At 42.7% G+C, this 16171-nt stretch carries 14 protein-coding genes; 8 read left to right on the forward strand and 6 right to left on the reverse strand.

Annotated elements, in window-relative coordinates; genetic code table 11:
- Positions 1-17 precede the first annotated feature (17 nt).
- Together AC4HAN_RS00235 and AC4HAN_RS00240 are read left to right on the forward strand one after the other, a co-directional pair.
- Positions 18-1751, forward strand: coding sequence for an ABC transporter ATP-binding protein (locus AC4HAN_RS00235; RefSeq protein WP_491090410.1), 1734 nt, complete (start codon positions 18-20; stop codon positions 1749-1751).
- Complete coding sequence (locus AC4HAN_RS00240) at positions 1748-3493, forward strand: ABC transporter ATP-binding protein (protein ID WP_491090411.1); 1746 nt, start codon at positions 1748-1750, stop codon at positions 3491-3493. Before AC4HAN_RS00235 ends, AC4HAN_RS00240 begins: the two co-directional genes overlap by 4 nt.
- A 60-nt stretch (positions 3494-3553) precedes the next feature.
- Here the strand turns inward: AC4HAN_RS00240 and AC4HAN_RS00245 are convergent, their stop codons facing one another.
- From AC4HAN_RS00245 to AC4HAN_RS00260, 4 genes are all read right to left on the reverse strand, one after another.
- A complete protein-coding gene (locus tag AC4HAN_RS00245; protein ID WP_491090412.1) occupies positions 3554-5269 on the reverse strand; it encodes a phospho-sugar mutase in 1716 nt (571 codons plus the stop codon).
- Between the two features lie 94 nt (positions 5270-5363).
- Positions 5364-5936, reverse strand: coding sequence for an ECF transporter S component (locus tag AC4HAN_RS00250; protein ID WP_491090413.1), 573 nt, complete (start codon positions 5934-5936; stop codon positions 5364-5366).
- A gap of 75 nt (positions 5937-6011) precedes the next feature.
- On the reverse strand, positions 6012-6551 hold the full coding sequence (gene coaC / locus AC4HAN_RS00255; RefSeq protein WP_491090414.1) for a phosphopantothenoylcysteine decarboxylase: 540 nt from the start codon (positions 6549-6551) through the stop codon (positions 6012-6014).
- Entirely contained in the window at positions 6544-7230 is a 687-nt protein-coding gene (locus AC4HAN_RS00260; RefSeq protein WP_491090415.1) for a phosphopantothenate--cysteine ligase, read from the reverse strand. The genes coaC and AC4HAN_RS00260 overlap by 8 nt, the downstream gene beginning before the upstream one ends.
- Positions 7231-7427: 197 nt before the next feature.
- On the opposite strand from AC4HAN_RS00260, the gene AC4HAN_RS00265 reads away from it, so the two are divergent.
- The 3 genes from AC4HAN_RS00265 to AC4HAN_RS00275 all read left to right on the forward strand — a co-directional run bounded on the left by AC4HAN_RS00265 (position 7428) and on the right by AC4HAN_RS00275 (position 11431).
- Complete coding sequence (locus tag AC4HAN_RS00265) at positions 7428-9098, forward strand: formate--tetrahydrofolate ligase (protein ID WP_491090416.1); 1671 nt, start codon at positions 7428-7430, stop codon at positions 9096-9098.
- A 189-nt stretch (positions 9099-9287) separates the two neighbouring features.
- On the forward strand, positions 9288-10133 hold the full coding sequence (locus AC4HAN_RS00270; RefSeq protein ID WP_491090417.1) for an alpha/beta hydrolase: 846 nt from the start codon (positions 9288-9290) through the stop codon (positions 10131-10133).
- Between the two features lie 182 nt (positions 10134-10315).
- Positions 10316-11431 (forward strand): 5-methyltetrahydropteroyltriglutamate--homocysteine S-methyltransferase, encoded by a 1116-nt coding sequence (locus tag AC4HAN_RS00275; RefSeq protein ID WP_491090418.1) that lies wholly within the window; start codon positions 10316-10318, stop codon positions 11429-11431.
- Positions 11432-11553: 122 nt separating this feature from the next.
- Here the strand turns inward: AC4HAN_RS00275 and AC4HAN_RS00280 are convergent, their stop codons facing one another.
- A complete protein-coding gene (locus AC4HAN_RS00280; protein WP_491090419.1) occupies positions 11554-12153 on the reverse strand; it encodes a class I SAM-dependent methyltransferase in 600 nt (199 codons plus the stop codon).
- A gap of 155 nt (positions 12154-12308) precedes the next feature.
- Here AC4HAN_RS00280 and AC4HAN_RS00285 point away from each other — a divergent pair, with 155 nt between their 5' ends.
- Entirely contained in the window at positions 12309-12890 is a 582-nt protein-coding gene (locus tag AC4HAN_RS00285) for a TetR/AcrR family transcriptional regulator (RefSeq protein WP_491090420.1), read from the forward strand.
- 155 nt (positions 12891-13045) lie between these two features.
- On the opposite strand, the gene guaA is transcribed toward AC4HAN_RS00285, so the two are convergent.
- Positions 13046-14599, reverse strand: coding sequence for a glutamine-hydrolyzing GMP synthase (gene guaA / locus AC4HAN_RS00290; protein ID WP_491090421.1), 1554 nt, complete (start codon positions 14597-14599; stop codon positions 13046-13048).
- 199 nt (positions 14600-14798) lie between these two features.
- Here guaA and AC4HAN_RS00295 point away from each other — a divergent pair, with 199 nt between their 5' ends.
- Positions 14799-15497, forward strand: coding sequence for a GntR family transcriptional regulator (locus tag AC4HAN_RS00295; RefSeq protein WP_491090423.1), 699 nt, complete (start codon positions 14799-14801; stop codon positions 15495-15497).
- 10 nt (positions 15498-15507) lie between these two features.
- Positions 15508-16140: a GntR family transcriptional regulator gene (locus tag AC4HAN_RS00300; protein ID WP_491090425.1), complete on the forward strand. Its 633-nt coding sequence runs from the start codon at positions 15508-15510 to the stop codon at positions 16138-16140.
- Positions 16141-16171: the final 31 nt, after the last annotated feature.

Consider the following 16171-nt stretch of genomic DNA (forward strand, 5'->3'; position numbering starts at 1 on the left):
AGGAAAGTGAGCTGAGGATGAAACAGTTATTGATTTATTTTAAAGGCTACCTCAAAGAAACCATTTTGGGTCCTCTTTTTAAATTGCTGGAGGCTTCTTTTGAGCTTTTGGTTCCCTTAGTTATCGCCAGAATGGTGGACAGCTACATCCCTCATAATGACAAAAATCATCTTTATTTGATGATTTTCTTCCTTGTCTTACTGGCCCTTTCCAATATTATGGTAGCTATCATTGCCCAATTTTATTCTGCCAAGGCAGCTGTGGGCTATACCAAGCAGCTCAGCCGCAGCTTATTTGAAAAAATTATGCGTCTGCCCAAGGAAAATCGGGATCAGCTGACAACTTCAAGTCTGGTAACACGGCTGGTCAGTGATACCTTTCAGATTCAGACAGGGATTAATCAGTTTTTACGCCTTTTTCTGAGAGCACCGATTATCGTTTTCGGTTCTGTTTTAATGGCCTTTTTTATCAGCCCGAGAATTACCCTTTGGTTTTTCCTCATGGTTGTTGTGCTTTTTGTATTGGTCTATTTAATGTCTGTTGTGGTAAATCCCCTGTATGACAAGATTCGGCGCTTAACGGATAAAATAGTCGGACTGACACGCGAACAATTAGAAGGCAGCCGCGTTATCCGTGCTTTTGGCCAGATAGAAGCAGAAGAACAGCATTTTCAAGAGACCAACCAAGCTTATACGGATTGGCAGATTAAGACAGGCTATATTGCAACTTTAATAACACCTTTGACCTACCTGGCAGTCAATGCAACCTTGATTGTTGTAATCTGGCAGGGACAGATAGCTATTGCAGATCATCATTTGAGCCAAGGGATGCTCATTGCCTTAGTTAATTACCTGCTGCAAATTTTAGTTGAGCTTTTGAAGCTGACTATGCTGGTTTCTTCTTTAAATCAAAGTTTTATCAGTGCCCAAAGGATTGCTCAGGTTTTTGAACAAAAGGATGAAGACATAACAGCACCTTTGCCCGTTGAGTCAGCAGATGATGCTACCCTTGTCAAGGTTAATAAAATGACTTTTTCTTATCCTCAGGCAGCCAAAGCAGCCTTAAGGGATATTTCCTTTACCATTAACAAACAGGAATTTTTCGGTATTATCGGCGGAACAGGTTCCGGCAAGTCCAGTCTGATTCAGCTCTTGCTGCGTCTTTATTCGCCTCAGCAGGGTCAGGTTGCTGTTTTTAATGACGGCAGAAGCGCTCATACCATTAAAGAGTGGCGGGATTGGATCAGTCTTGTTCCGCAAAAAGCTGAACTGTTTAAGGGAAGCATCCGTTCCAATCTGACACTCGGTCTGGATAAAAAAGTAGATGACAAGAAGCTCTGGAAGGCGCTTGATATGGCACAGGCGAGTGACTTTGTCCGCCAAAAATCAGGTCAGCTGGATGCTCAGGTAGAGGCTTTCGGCCGAAATTTTTCTGGCGGCCAGCGGCAGCGGCTGACCATTGCCCGAGCTTTGCTGCATGACAGGCCCTTGCTTATTTTAGACGATGCTACCTCAGCTCTTGATTATCTGACAGAAGCAAAGCTCCTAGCTGCCATTAAAAAAAATCTGCAGCAAACAACTTTGATTATGGTTTCTCAAAGGACCAACAGTCTTTCAAAAGCAGATCATATTTTGGTACTGGATCAAGGTGAGCAGGTGGCTCTTGCCAGCCATGAAAAGCTTCTGGAAACCAGTCCGCTTTATCAGGAGATTCACTATTCACAGCATCCAAAAGAGGAGGGGCTTCAATGAAAGCAAGAAACAACAGAGATACCCTCAAACGTTTGACAGCCGGCATGCTGCAGCAAAAACTGCTGGTTGCTGCAGCCTTGCTTGGTACCTTTGTCCAAGTAGGCTTAACCGTTTATCTGCCGGTGCTAATCGGGCAGGCAGTTGATGCTGTCGTTGCTGAAAATGTCCACGAGCTTCTGCCGATGATTCTTGGCAAAATGATTTTGGTAGTTGCTCTGAACACTTTGATTCAGTGGTTCAATCCCCTTATTTACAATCGACTGGTCTTTACCTACAGTCAAAAATTGCGGCAAGAGCTGTTTGAAAAGCTCTACCGCCTGCCCCTGTCTTATCTGGACAGCCACTCTGCTGGTGATCTGGTCAGCCGAATGACGACAGATGTCGAACAGCTCTCAAACGGTCTGTTGATGGTCTTTAATCAGTTTTTTGTCGGACTTCTGACAATTTTGCTGACAATTTTGACTATGGCTGAGCTGGACCTTTTCATGATGGTTCTGGTATTGGCACTGACGCCGCTTTCTTTGTTTGTGGCTCGGTTTATTGCTCAAAAAAGTTATCGCCTTTATCAGAGTCAAACAAGAGCCAGAGGCGCTTTTACGCAGCATATTGAAGAAAGCCTGCGGCAGGAAAGTTTAATTCAGACCTTTAATGCCCAAGAACAGTTCATTGATACCTTTACGGAGCTCAATGAGAAATATGCTAACTACTCACAGGGTGCTATTTTCTATTCGTCGACAGTCAATCCCTCAACCCGCTTTATCAATGCCCTAATTTATGCGCTGTTAGCCGGTATTGGAGCTCTGCGGATTATCAGCGGAAATTTCACCGTTGGGCAGTTAACTACTTTTTTGAATTATGTCACTCAATATACTAAGCCCTTTAATGATATTTCCTCTGTGATGTCAGAATTGCAGAGCGCTCTGGCCTGTGCTGAACGTCTGTATATGATACTGGATGAAGAAGAAGCCAGAGATGAAGGACAGAAAGAATTAGAAAGTCAGTCTGTCAAGGGAGCTATCGCCTTTGATAATATCAGCTTTGGTTACAATAGCAGGCAGACCTTGATTAAAAATTTGTCTGTTAGTATTCCTCAGGGCTCCAAGGTAGCAATCGTCGGACCGACAGGAGCCGGCAAATCAACCTTGATCAACTTGCTGATGCGTTTTTATGATTTGCAAAAGGGTCAGATTCTCTTAGACGATGTGTCGATAACAGCCTACAGTAAAGCTTCTTATCGGCAGCAAATCGGTATGGTTTTGCAGGAAACATGGCTGAAAACGGCGACTGTCCTTGAAAATATCGCCTTTGGCTATCCTGAGGCCAGCCGTGAGCAGGTCATTGCTGCAGCCAAAGCGGCCAATGCTGATTTCTTTATCAAGCAGCTCCCCCAAGGTTATGATACCTATCTGGCAGATGCCGGGGAGTCGCTGTCACAAGGACAGCGTCAGCTTTTGACCATAGCACGGATTTTTGTCCATATCCCTAAAATCCTGATTTTAGATGAAGCAACGTCCTCGATTGACACACGTACAGAAATTTTAGTCCAAGAAGCCTTTAAAAAATTGATGAAAAATCGAACCAGCTTTATCATTGCTCACCGCTTATCAACCATCCAAAGTGCGGATCTTATCTTGGTTATGGTAGAGGGTGATATTGTTGAACAAGGTACTCACAAGGACCTGATGAAGCAGCACGGCGTCTATTATCAGATGCAGACTGCCCAAGAGCATATTAGTAATTAGTAAAAGTACCCGAGAGTTAAACTCTCAGGTACTTTTTGTTTTCGTTATAATGACTGGCAATTAGCCGATAAAAGCGTTGATTTCGTTTTTAATAGCAGCAATTTTATTTTCAGCATCTGCCAATGAGCTGCCGACAGTTGCAATATAGAACTTAATTTTTGGTTCTGTTCCTGATGGACGCACAGCAATCCAAGAATCATCTGTCAAAGTATATTTGAGCACATTGCTTGGAGGTGTTGTCAGCTTTTCAATACCGGCAGCAGTGGTTGCTGTCTGTGCTTGGAAATCTTCTGTTTTGGCAATAGCAGTTGCGTTAAATTGACTAGGACCGTTATCACGGAATTTATCCATAATCTTTTTAATTTCAGCAGCCCCGTCAACACCGGACAAAGTAACTGAAATGGTCTTTTCGGCAAAGTAGCCGTACTCCTTGTAAATTTCCTCGATACCATCAGCCAAGGTCAAACCGCGGGAGCGGTAGTAGGCAGCAATTTCCGCAACGATAAGAACAGCCTGAATTGCATCTTTGTCCCGTACAAACGGCTTGATGAGATAACCGAAGCTTTCTTCAAAACCAAACATGTAGGTATGATTGTGGTGGTCCTCAAATTCCTGAATTTTTTCAGCGATAAATTTAAAGCCGGTCAGGACATTAAACATCGTCGCACCGTAGCTTTCAGCAATTTTAGTGACTAATTCGGTTGATACGATAGACTTGCAAAGTGCAGCATTGGCAGGCAGAGTACCGGCTGTTTTATGCGCTTCAAGGATATATTTGGCAATAATAGCACCGATTTGGTTGCCGGAGAGGTTCTTGTAAGAACCGTCAGCCTGGCGGATTTCAACGCCGAGACGGTCAGCATCCGGGTCAGTTGCAACGAGGACATCGGCATCAACTTGACGTCCAAGTTCTTCAGCCAGAGAGAAGGCTTCTTGATTTTCTGGATTTGGAGACTTGACGGTTGAAAAATCAGCATCCGGAACAGCTTGCGCCTCGACAACCTGAACGGATTCAAAACCAGCTTGAGCTAAGGCACGGCGAGCCAGCATTTCACCTGTACCGTGAAGCGGCGTATAGACAATTTTCATATCTTTGCCGTAGTCATCAATCAATTTCTGGTTGATGTTAACATCCTTAACTTCCTTCAGGTATTCAAGGTCAACAGTTTCTCCGATAACTTCAATAAGACCGGCAGCCTTACTTGCTTCTAAGTCAGCCAACTCGATTGTGAACGGATCGTCAATAGCACGAATGAAATCGGTTAGAGCATCAGCATCAGCAGGAGGCATTTGACCGCCGTCTTCACCATAGACCTTGTAGCCGTTAAATGGTGCAGGATTATGACTGGCTGTTACCATGATTCCTGCAAATGTGCCTAAATGGCGCACAGCAAAGGACAGCTCAGGCGTCGGGCGCAGCGATTCAAAGACATAGGCTTTGATACCGTGCTTGGCCAAAACTTGCGCTGATTCAAAGGCAAATTCCGGAGAGAAATGGCGAGAATCATAGGCGATAGCGACACCGCGTTTTTTAACAGCTTCACCTTTGGTTTCGATTAATTTTGCTAAGCCTTCTGTTGCCTGACGGACAACATAAATATTAATGCGGTTAGTACCGGCACCAATAAGCCCGCGCATACCTGCCGTGCCAAATTCAAGATTTGTATAGAAAGCATCTTCTTTAGTTTTTTCATCCATTGCAGCCAGCTCTTCGCGAAGATAGGCAGGAAGGTCAGCGTAATCGAACCATTTTTGATAAGTTTCTTGATAAGCCATAATAATGCAAAGCTCCTTTTTGAAAATTTCCGTTAAATTGTTTAACCGCTTTCATTATATCACTTTCACTAAAAAAAATCACGTTTTCACGTGATTATTTTTTCAGTTTTAGCAATCGGGGAACAATAATAACGCTCAAGGCTGCAGAGATGATTAATTCAATAATCGAGTTTGCAGAAACAATGCCAGCCAGCATCGTTTGAATGTTGCCGCCATAGACAGAAGCAAAGAAAATGAAAATTCCGGTAAGGACGAAAACAGTATTGGTCGCTGAACCGACAGCACCGGCTAAGATGAGGCCGAGCTTATTTTTCAGCAGTTTATAGACGAAATAAGGGAAAATACCGATGAGAATTCTGGGCACCAAAGCCACAATCAGAGACTTGAAATTGCCGTGTTCCACAAAAGGTGAAAAAAGATAGCTGGTAGGCAGCAAAATAATACTGTTATTGACAACACTGATAAGTCCCATCAGACCGCCTAAAACGGCTCCGATGCGGGGACCATAGACGATAGAAGCGATAATAACCGGAATATGGACAATGGTTGGTTTAATGGGAACCGGCCACAAATTAAAAATAAAGCTGGAAAGCAAGTGAATAATCAGCATTACTGCAAAAAAGATGGCAATAACGGCGATATCAGATGAACTTCTTTTTTTAGTCATAGATTCTCCTTGAAAGCATAAAGTATTTTTAGTATACAGGTTTACTGTCAATCTGACAAGCTTTTCAATGACGTCTTATAAAGTGTTTTCCGCCTTTTGGATGATGGTGTCGAGATCTGCCAGAGCACCGCGTCCGACATCACCGCAAGCCAGAAGACTGGAACGAGGTTCGATTTCTTCATAGCCGAACTGCCTAAGCATGTCCATGTTATGCTGCGTGGCAGGATTGTCATACATCTTGGTATTCATTGCAGGAGCAAAGAGTTTTGGAACCTCCTGCGGCAGAGCCAAGGCAACACTGGTCACCATATTATCAGCAAAGCCGTGGGCTAAATGAGCTATCGTATTGGCAGATGCCGGTGCCAGTAAGAATAAGTCGGCTTTTTTGGCCAGTTCAATATGATTAACAGCTTGCGGATCATTCTCTTGCATCACATCCGTATGGACAGGATTTTTTGATAAAACCTGCAGTGTTAAAGGCGTGATAAACTGCGCCGCCGCTTCGGTCATTAAAACATTGACATTGTAGCCTGATTTTGTCAGCCGACTGGTTAAATCAGCGGCCTTATAAGCAGAGATGCTGCCGGAAACAGCCAGTAAAATAGTCTTAGTCATTGTCAGTCACCTTCTCAAAAATTAAATCGGCAATTTCAGCCTTTGTCTGCGCTTTGTAAGCCGCAGTCTTATCCAAGAGATAAGCTGTGTGCCGCTCAGCTGAAATTTGAGTTAAATCATTTGCCAGAACATAATCCATTTGATTACGGTCTAGGCTGGTGCGTGCTACCTGAAAGAGCTCATTTTTATCGACATTTACCAACAGTTTAAATCCGATTAATTTTATGGCCGGATTCCACTGTTTGACCAAACCGATAACTTTGGGAGTCTTCTTCAAAAAAAGCACCTGATAGTCTGCCTGGGATGAGATTTTGGTCTGTGTGTTTTGCTTGGTTAAAAGCTGCTTCAGATTGTCGGCATGTTCGACTTCTTCCAAATCTGTCATATAAACAGGCGTATAGTCAGATACTGCCATGCTGTGAATTAGGACATCATGTGTTTTAACTAAGGGTTCCAAAGTGTCAATCAAACTGGCAACTGTGGAGACTTCCAGAATCGAGAGTCCTTCTTGTTTAGGAGGCTTTACGGCAGAAGCAGTAGTCACCAAGGTGACTTGGTGATCTGCTGCCAAAAAACGCTCTGCTATCTGTTTTCCCAGACGGCCTGTTGAATGGTTGGTAATACCTCGTACTTGGTCGATTTTTTCGGTAGTACCGCCGGATGTAATCAAAATTTTCATAGTGTTATTTTACTGTAAATTTAAGATTTAGTAAATAAAAAAAGATTCTTAGACAAATGCAGCTTAAAACCGATTGGCAATTAAAATAGCGAGCAGAATCTTCATGAAATCCGAACATTTTGAATTATCTATAGAAATAAAGTGCGTTTTTTATTGTTCTTTGTTATAATAAAGAAAAAACAGGGATGGGAGCCATCATGAAAACGGATATTGAAATCGCACAAAGTACCAAACTGCAGCCGATTGCTGATATTGTCAAAGAATTAGGAATTAGTTTTGATGATCTTGAACTTTACGGCAAATATAAGGCCAAACTGACCTTTGACAAAATTAAAGCAGTTGAGAAAAACACGCCGGGGAAACTGATCCTGGTGACTGCCATCAACCCGACTCCGGCGGGAGAAGGAAAGTCAACTGTTACTATCGGCTTGGCTGATGCTCTCAATAAAATCGGCAAAAAAGCGATGATTGCCATTCGTGAACCTTCTTTAGGGCCGGTCATGGGAATCAAGGGCGGTGCAGCCGGCGGCGGTTATGCTCAAGTCCTGCCCATGGAAGATATTAATCTGCATTTCACAGGTGATATGCATGCTATAACAACCGCTAATAACGCTTTAGCAGCATTCATTGACAACCATCTGCATCAAGGAAATGAATTGGGAATTGATCAGCGCCGCATTATTTGGAAACGCGTCCTCGACCTCAATGACCGTGCCCTGCGCCATGTGACTGTAGGATTGGGCAGTCCGGTCAACGGCATTCCGCGCGAAGATGGTTTTGACATTACGGTTGCCTCTGAAATCATGGCTATTCTTTGTCTGGCAACAGACCTTGAAGATCTTAAAAAGCGTCTGTCCAATATTATGATCGGTTACCGCTATGACAGAACACCTGTTTACGTTCGCGATCTGAAAGTGCAAGGGGCACTGGCTCTGATTCTGAAAGATGCTATCAAGCCTAATTTGGTCCAAACCATTTACGGAACGCCGGCCTTTGTTCACGGCGGCCCATTTGCCAATATCGCTCATGGCTGCAACTCTGTTCTGGCAACTGCGACAGCTATGCGTTTGGCTGACTATACGGTAACAGAGGCCGGATTCGGTGCTGACCTTGGTGCTGAAAAATTCCTTGATATCAAAACGCCTAATCTGCCTGCAAGTCCGGATGCTGTTGTTATCGTTGCAACTGTTCGTGCGCTTAAAATGAACGGCGGCGTGGCTAAGGATGACCTCGGCAAAGAAAATACAGCGGCTGTTAAAGCAGGTTTTGCCAATTTGGCCCGCCATGTTGAAAATATCCGCAAGTACGGTATTCCTGCGGTTGTAGCTATCAATGAATTTGTGACCGATACCGCAGAAGAAATTGCTCTTTTGCGGGAACTGTGCGCTGAAATTGATGTTCCTGTCGAGCTGGCAAGTGTCTGGGCCAAGGGAGCCGAAGGCGGCGTCGAGCTGGCAGAAACGATTGTCAAAACAATTGATGAGAAACCGGCTGACTATATACGTTTGTATGACAATGATTTAACCATTGAAGAAAAAATCACTACAATCGCCCGTGAGATTTACCGGGCTGACAAGGTTGTCTTTGAAAAGAAAGCTAAAACTCAGATTGCACAAATTGTTAAAAACGGCTGGGACAAGCTGCCGATTTGCATGGCTAAAACGCAGTACAGTTTTTCTGATGACCCTAGTCTTTTAGGCGCACCGACCGGCTTTGATATTACCATCCGTGAATTAGTTCCTAAATTAGGAGCCGGATTTATCGTTGCTTTAACAGGTGATGTGATGACTATGCCGGGTCTTCCTAAAAAGCCGGCAGCGCTCAACATGGATGTCGCTGCTGACGGAACGGCGCTTGGATTGTTTTAAGGGAAAGTGGGTAGCATTTCATTTAAGAAAAGCGAATTGAAATAAAATTCAGTTCGCTTTTCTTTGCCCTTTTGAAAGTATGCTGTCAATTATTTTCTTGATTTTAAAAAACTTGAAACATAATTTTCCCCTATTTTTCCGAAAAATATGATAGAATAACGATTCAAGTTAATAAAGAAAGTACTGCAAATGAAAAAGAAACTGTTGCTTATCGGCCTGATAACAGCTTTTGCTGGAGCCTTGACCTTTTTTTACTATCAAAGCCAGGCTAATGCTCTAAATAAAGCGAATTATATTCAATCACAGACGCCGACAATTTTCTTTCATGGCTATGGAAGCAGTGCCCATGCGGAAACGCATATGGTAGAAGCTGCCAAAAATGCCGGTGTCACAAAAACGGTTATCCTTGCCAATGTTGATCGAAAAGGAAAAGTTACTTTAGCTGGAGACATCCCTAAAAATGCTGTCAATCCGATTGTTAAGGTCAATTTTGAAGATAACCGCAACACCGATTATGCTGCTGACGGCCGCTATGCCAAAGCCGTTGTCCGTAAGCTGCAGACCGTTTATCATTTTAAGAAAATGAACATGGTAGGGCATTCCATGGGAAATATGGCTATTCATTTTTACCTGCTGGCTAACGCTCAAAATAAAAAACTTCCTCAGCTGCAAAAACAAGTCGATATCGCCGGACATTTTGATGGTATTAGAGGCTATGAGCTGCCAGAAGGGCTGACCGTAGACAGCAAAACAGGACGTCCCAATAAGATGACCTCAGCATATCAGCGTTTGCTGAAACTGCGCGAGCGTTATCCCAAAAACCAAGTGCATGTTTTGAATCTCTACGGCGACATAGGTGATGGTTCTGATGGTTTAGTTACCAATGAGTCTTCCCGCACACTGAAATACCTCATTGCTGACCGAGCGAAATCATATAAAGAGCATCGCTTTACCGGCGAGTTAGCAAGTCACAGTAAATTACATGAAAATCCTCAATTGGATAAGCTTCTTATTGATTTCCTCTGGGGAAAATAGTTTTTTAATTACTGGAAAAGAAACGCACCAACTTGATGATTACTCTCGTTGGTGTTTTTTCATGGGGCAAGCAGGAGCACTTGCTATAGTTATTAGCTATATATCTGTATGAGAAAAACATAATTTACAACTATATAGTCCCTTGGTAAAATAGCCTTATCAAAACAAACGAGGTTAATAAAATGACGAAAAAATATTTTGAACATGTCGGTTCTTTTCTTCGCCCGACTGAATTAAAAGAAGCCCGCCAAGCATTTGAAAGCGGAAAAATTTCCCGAGAAGAATTGACGGCCATAGAAGATCGCTTAATCACAGATTTAGTGGATAAAGAAGTCGCTGCCGGACTTGAAAAAGTGACAGATGGAGAATTTCGGCGTGCGAACTGGCATGTGGACTTTTTCTGGGGATTTGACGGTATTGAACGTTCTCAGTATGGCCAAGGGCTCTTGTTTCAAGGGGTTGAAACCAACGACGACTCGGCAGTTGTCAGTGGAAAAATCCGTTTTGTAAAAGATCACCATCCATTTATCCAGCATTATCAATTTTTAAAGAAACTGGCAGACGAACGCGGTGTAGAGGCTAAAATAACCATACCCGCTCCCGCTCAGTGTTTAGTCGAATTGCAAAGGGGTAAAAATATCGAACAAGCTTTGGCTGTCTATCCTGACCAGCAAGAACTCATTGAGGATTTAGCGGCAGCTTATCATCAGGCTATCCTCGCTTTTTATGAAGAAGGTGCCCGAACTGTCCAATTGGATGACTGCACCTGGGGTATCATCATGGATGATGATTTTTATAAGACGGTTACCAAAGGAGAAGTAGACAAGGACGCTATTCGCGAAGGTCTTCTTTACATTAATAACAAGGCTTTGGAAAATCTTCCGGATGATTTAACCATCAACACTCATATTTGCCGCGGCAATTATCAATCAACTTATGCGACCAGCGGTCCTTACACAGCTGTTGCTGAAACACTGTTTGGACGTGAAAATGCCACATCCTATTTTCTGGAATATGATACTGATCGAGCTGGCGGATTTGAACCTTTAGCAGCTTTTAAAAATCCTGATAAGGTGGCTGTACTGGGACTTATTACTACCAAAGACGGACAATTGGAAGATAAGGAGGCTATCATCAAACGCATTCGCGAAGCTCAAAAGGTTTTGCCGCTGGACCAACTTTGGCTGGCCACACAGTGCGGCTTCGCTTCGACCCAAGAAGGGAACCTTATCACCGAACAGGATCAGTGGAAGAAGCTGGCTCTGGTAAAGGAAATTCTCGACGAAGTTTGGGGATGATGGATTATTACGAACCAAAGACCCTCTGAAAATTTTCAGAGGGTCTTTGGTTTGTTTTACATTTTACCGCGCTGCAGCAGTCTATTCCTATATGCTCACTGGGGAAACGTCTGTTTCTTGGATCATTTCTCTTCAGTTTTGTAGATAGTGTATAAAACCCAATTTTGATTCTCACTTTTCTCAATTTTAGAAAAGCCAATGCTTTTTAACAATTTACTCAACTCATGGGTTGTGCGATAGGCTGTCATGTGATAATTTAGTTTATCTTTTTCGGAGGCAACGATTAAAGCGGAATGGTTAGACATGACTCGGTAGATTTCTTGAAAGCTCTTTTTCAAATCTTCCCAAAAAAGATGGGTCTGAATGGCAAACACAAGATCAAAATAATCATTTTGATAGGGTAGGGATTCCACATTTCCAATCCTAAGCCGGACACTGCCATTTTGTACCGAATCTGAATTCATCCATTTTGCGGTTTGATAAGATTCTTTGGAAATATCTATTCCATTGATCTCAAGGTGTTTATTTAAAGCAAGAAGGTTTTTGATGGTGCTGCCTCCGCCATAGCCGACTTCTAAAATCCGGCTATGATCTGGGACAGTCGTCTGTCTGATTGCCCAAAGGGTGAGCTCCTTAAAATAGGAAGACCAGATTTTGGTAATCATTCGGCCAACAGCACCACTAGGCCTTTTAGCTTGGTTAATAAGATATTGAGTAAACATGTAAAACACACCTCTTTTTTGAGAAAAGTTTGAAATAATAATAGATAAAATTCAAACTTTATTATATAGAAATCAAGGAATAATGTCAAGAAAAATGAAATATAAGTTAATATATTTCAAAGTTGTGCTATAATTGATAGTAATGAGGTATTCAAATGAATCAATATCAAAAAACAACCCAGAAAAAGAAGCGAGCTATTATTCAAGCAGCTCTGCATTTGTTTAAAGAAAAAGGTTTTAAAGAAACGAGTATAAAGTCTATTGCAAAAGCAGCACAAGTATCTCCTGTTTCTATCTACAATTATTTTGAGAGCAAAGACAATCTGGTAGCTCTGTGTGTTAATGAATTGTTTGAAGAAATTACACAGGAAGCTGAGAGTATTTTAACCGGTGATGAAGATTTCAAAACAAAATTACATCAGGCTTTAGCGCTGTGTCAGGAAAAAATGAGTCAGCAGATTTCTGCCTATTTCAAAGAAAAAACGATGAAAGATCCCACTTTTTCAAAACTGCTGACGAAAGCGATTGCTGCTAAAAAACGTGAGATTTATCGTTCTTATATTAAGCTGGGAAAAGATGAAGGTGCTATTGCTAAGGAGTTGTCAACAGAGCTTATATTAAATGTTATGGAAGCTCTCAATAATATCGGAAACCAGTTATCCGATAGTGAGAATTTAGAGAGAGAAGTTGAGCAAATTCATCAGATTTTTTTGTATGGAATTTTTGGAGAAATTTGAAAATTCAACCACCACTTTTCTGTTGAATTTGAACAGCCTAAAAACCCCATCAGAAATAATTTTCTGATGGGGTTTTAACGGAGAACCAAGTCATTTTAGCTCTATTTTCACATTGCTGTTAAACCAACCATTTCACTTCAAATTAGTTTAGTCATTTATTCCCACTCAACCGTTGCCGGCGGTTTGCTGGTGATATCGTAGACAATGCGGTTGACGTGGTCAACTTCATTAACAATGCGAACAGAAATTTTTTGAAGAACATCCCAAGGGATACGGGCGAAGTCTGCTGTCATACCATCGATAGATGTAATAGCCCGAATGGCGATAGTATAGTCATAAGTGCGGCCGTCTCCCATAACACCGACCGACCGGACACCTGTATTGACTGTGAAATACTGCCAGATGTCTCTGTTCAAGCCTGCTGCAGCAATTTCTTCGCGGAGAATAGCATCGGATTCACGGACGGTTTCTAATTTTTCTGCGGTGATTTCTCCCATGACACGGATAGCAAGACCCGGTCCAGGGAAAGGCTGGCGCCAGACAATTTCATCAGGCATGCCAAGGGCAGTGCCAAGTGCCCGAACTTCATCTTTGAAGAGTGTGTTCAAAGGTTCAATCAGCTCAAACTGCATATCTTCCGGCAGACCGCCGACATTATGGTGTGATTTGATGGTTTGAGCTGTTTCGGTACCTGATTCGATAACGTCTGTGTAGAGTGTTCCCTGAGCAAGGAAATCAACACCTTTGAGTTTGCTGGCTTCATCATCAAAGACATAGACAAATTCATTGCCAATGATTTTTCGTTTCTTTTCGGGATCTTCCACACCGGCTAAAAGGTCTAAAAAGCGGTTTGAAGCGTCAACTCGGATGATATTGAGACCGAATTTGCCGCCGAGCATTTCCATAACTTGGTCACCTTCACCTTTGCGAAGCAAGCCGTGGTCAACAAAAATACAGGTCAGCTGATCACCGATAGCCCGCTGCAAAAGAACGCCGACAACCGATGAGTCAACTCCGCCCGAAAGTCCCAAAAGAACCTTGCGACTGCCTACTTGCTCACGGATTTTTTGAATTTCCATATCAATGAAATTATCCATTGACCAATCTCCCTTGCCGCCGCAGATGTTAAGGGCAAAATTGCGCAGGATATCATTGCCGTAAACCGAATGCCGGACTTCAGGGTGAAACTGGATGCCAAAAATTTTTTTGTCGGTATTTTCAATAGCAGCATAAGGACAGTCTGTAGAATCACCGATAAGACGAAAGCCCTGAGGAATCTCAGTAACAGCATCACCATGACTCATTAAAACAGTCTGTTCTTTAGGTGTTCCATTAAAGAGCTCTGAATCAGCTGCTAAACGAAGAAGCGACTGACCGTATTCGCTGTTTCCGGTCTGACCGGCCGGAAGGACCTTACCGCCGAGTTTATCTGTCAGCAGCTGCATGCCGTAGCAGATTCCAAGAATGGGAATGCCGAGTTCAAAAATACCTTCATCAATTCCAAAAGCGTCATCAGCATAAACAGAATTCGGTCCCCCGGATAGGATAATACCGATGGGGTTAATAGCCCGAACTTCATCAGCTGTGATTCGGTGGTTTCTCAGCTCTGAGAAGACACCGAACTCGCGGATGCGGCGGGCAATAAGCTGATTGTACTGGCTGCCGTAGTCAAGTACAATGATTTTTTGAATGTCTTTAATGTCAGTCATTGTCTCCCTTTCTTTCACTGTTTCACTAGGCCAGCTAGCAAAGACATAATCACTTTATTTTAGCACAATTTGCAGAATTTGACAGCAGATTTTCAGGAAAACCTGGCCAGAAAGCTCAGTCAGCAGTCAGGAGCTTTTGCAAAAGGTCTGTAAATTTGGTACTATAAATACAAAACCGTTTTATTGACAAGGAGAAAGGATGCTACCAGCTTATATTCGGATCCATGATCAGATTAAAAAGGAGATTGATGAAGGTCTGTGGAAAATCGGTACCCGCCTGCCCAGTGAGCGCGATCTGGCAGACCGCTTTGAAGTCAGTCGGATGACACTCAGACAGGCTATAACGCTGCTTGTTGAGGAGGGGATTTTAGAGCGCCGTGTGGGAAGCGGTACTTATGTTGCCAGCAGCCGTGTTCAGGACAAGATGCGCGGGACAACAAGTTTTACTGAAATCGTCAAATCACAGGGGAAAACCCCCTCAACTAAAGTCGTTTCCTATAAGCGAGTACATCCGAGCGAGCAGGAAATTAAATTTTTGGATATTAAGCCCAATGCCTATGTAATCCGAATGGAACGTGTGCGGTACGCCGATGATATTCCTGTCGTTTTTGAAGTAGCAGCTATCCCTGAAAAAATTATAAAAAATTTCAACAAAGAAGACATTACCAAGCATTTCTTTCAGACCTTGACAGATAACGGCTTTGTCATCGGCAAAAGTCAGCAGACTATTTCGGCCAGCAACGCCAGTGAAACAACAGCTGATTATTTGGCAATTTCGCGCGGTCATGCGGTTTTAAGCCTGACACAGATTTCCTTTTTTGAAGACGGCACTCCGTTTGAATATGTTCGCAGCCAGTATGTTGGCGATCGTTTTGAATTTTATCTAGAAAATAAGTAGAGTAAGGACAATGGCAGTAAAAGAAAAAATGGTCAGCAATCCCCGCTATCAAAAGGTAGCTATCGGAATTGCTCAACGCATTGTTGATGGTAAATTTCCTCTGGGTCAAAAATTAAAATCCCGTTCAACCCTTTCCAGCTATTTCAATGTTTCTCCTGAGACTGCCCGAAAGGCAATCAATGTACTGGCTGATTTAGATATCGTTTCAGTTAAGCAGGGAAGCGGGGTTGTTGTTGTTTCCAGGGATAAAGCCATTGAATTTCTGGATCAGTTCGAGGCCACTTCAGGCTTACGGGAAATCAAGCAGAATATTCAGGCCAGTTTAACAAGGCAAAAAGAAGAGCTGGAAGCGATGAATGAGATGGTTGAAGTATTTTTATCACAGGCCAGTCTGATTCGCAAGAAATTTCCCTTTGAACCGTTTGAATTGGTTCTTGATAGTAACAGCTCCAATCTTGATAAAAGCTTAGTGGATTTGAATTTGTGGCATCAGACGGGAGCAACGGTAGTAGCTCTTAAAAGTCAAGGAGAGCTGCTTTTATCGCCGGGACCCTATGCTACCGTCAGAAAAGGCGATACTCTTTATTTTGTCGGTGATGACCGTTCTTTTTCTCGGATGAAAAATCTTTTTGACATTTTATGACACAATAATTTAATAAATATTGCAGGCGTCT

It is taken from the genome of Streptococcus sp. ELY_86, from assembly GCF_058314495.1.

Excerpts from the sequence above, each read along its gene's own strand:
- AC4HAN_RS00260 (WP_491090415.1), bottom strand. The coding sequence starts at position 7,230 with ATGAAAATTTTGATTACATCCGGCGGTACTACCGAAAAAATCGACCAA.
- AC4HAN_RS00275 (WP_491090418.1), top strand. The coding sequence starts at position 10,316 with ATGACGAAAAAATATTTTGAACATGTCGGTTCTTTTCTTCGCCCGACT.
- coaC (WP_491090414.1), bottom strand. The coding sequence starts at position 6,551 with ATGACTAAGACTATTTTACTGGCTGTTTCCGGCAGCATCTCTGCTTAT.
- AC4HAN_RS00265 (WP_491090416.1), top strand. The coding sequence starts at position 7,428 with ATGAAAACGGATATTGAAATCGCACAAAGTACCAAACTGCAGCCGATT.
- AC4HAN_RS00240 (WP_491090411.1), top strand. The coding sequence starts at position 1,748 with ATGAAAGCAAGAAACAACAGAGATACCCTCAAACGTTTGACAGCCGGC.
- AC4HAN_RS00270 (WP_491090417.1), top strand. The coding sequence starts at position 9,288 with ATGAAAAAGAAACTGTTGCTTATCGGCCTGATAACAGCTTTTGCTGGA.
- guaA (WP_491090421.1), bottom strand. The coding sequence starts at position 14,599 with ATGACTGACATTAAAGACATTCAAAAAATCATTGTACTTGACTACGGC.
- AC4HAN_RS00285 (WP_491090420.1), top strand. The coding sequence starts at position 12,309 with ATGAATCAATATCAAAAAACAACCCAGAAAAAGAAGCGAGCTATTATT.
- AC4HAN_RS00295 (WP_491090423.1), top strand. The coding sequence starts at position 14,799 with ATGCTACCAGCTTATATTCGGATCCATGATCAGATTAAAAAGGAGATT.
- AC4HAN_RS00300 (WP_491090425.1), top strand. The coding sequence starts at position 15,508 with ATGGCAGTAAAAGAAAAAATGGTCAGCAATCCCCGCTATCAAAAGGTA.
- AC4HAN_RS00280 (WP_491090419.1), bottom strand. The coding sequence starts at position 12,153 with ATGTTTACTCAATATCTTATTAACCAAGCTAAAAGGCCTAGTGGTGCT.
- AC4HAN_RS00250 (WP_491090413.1), bottom strand. The coding sequence starts at position 5,936 with ATGACTAAAAAAAGAAGTTCATCTGATATCGCCGTTATTGCCATCTTT.
- AC4HAN_RS00245 (WP_491090412.1), bottom strand. The coding sequence starts at position 5,269 with ATGGCTTATCAAGAAACTTATCAAAAATGGTTCGATTACGCTGACCTT.
- AC4HAN_RS00235 (WP_491090410.1), top strand. The coding sequence starts at position 18 with ATGAAACAGTTATTGATTTATTTTAAAGGCTACCTCAAAGAAACCATT.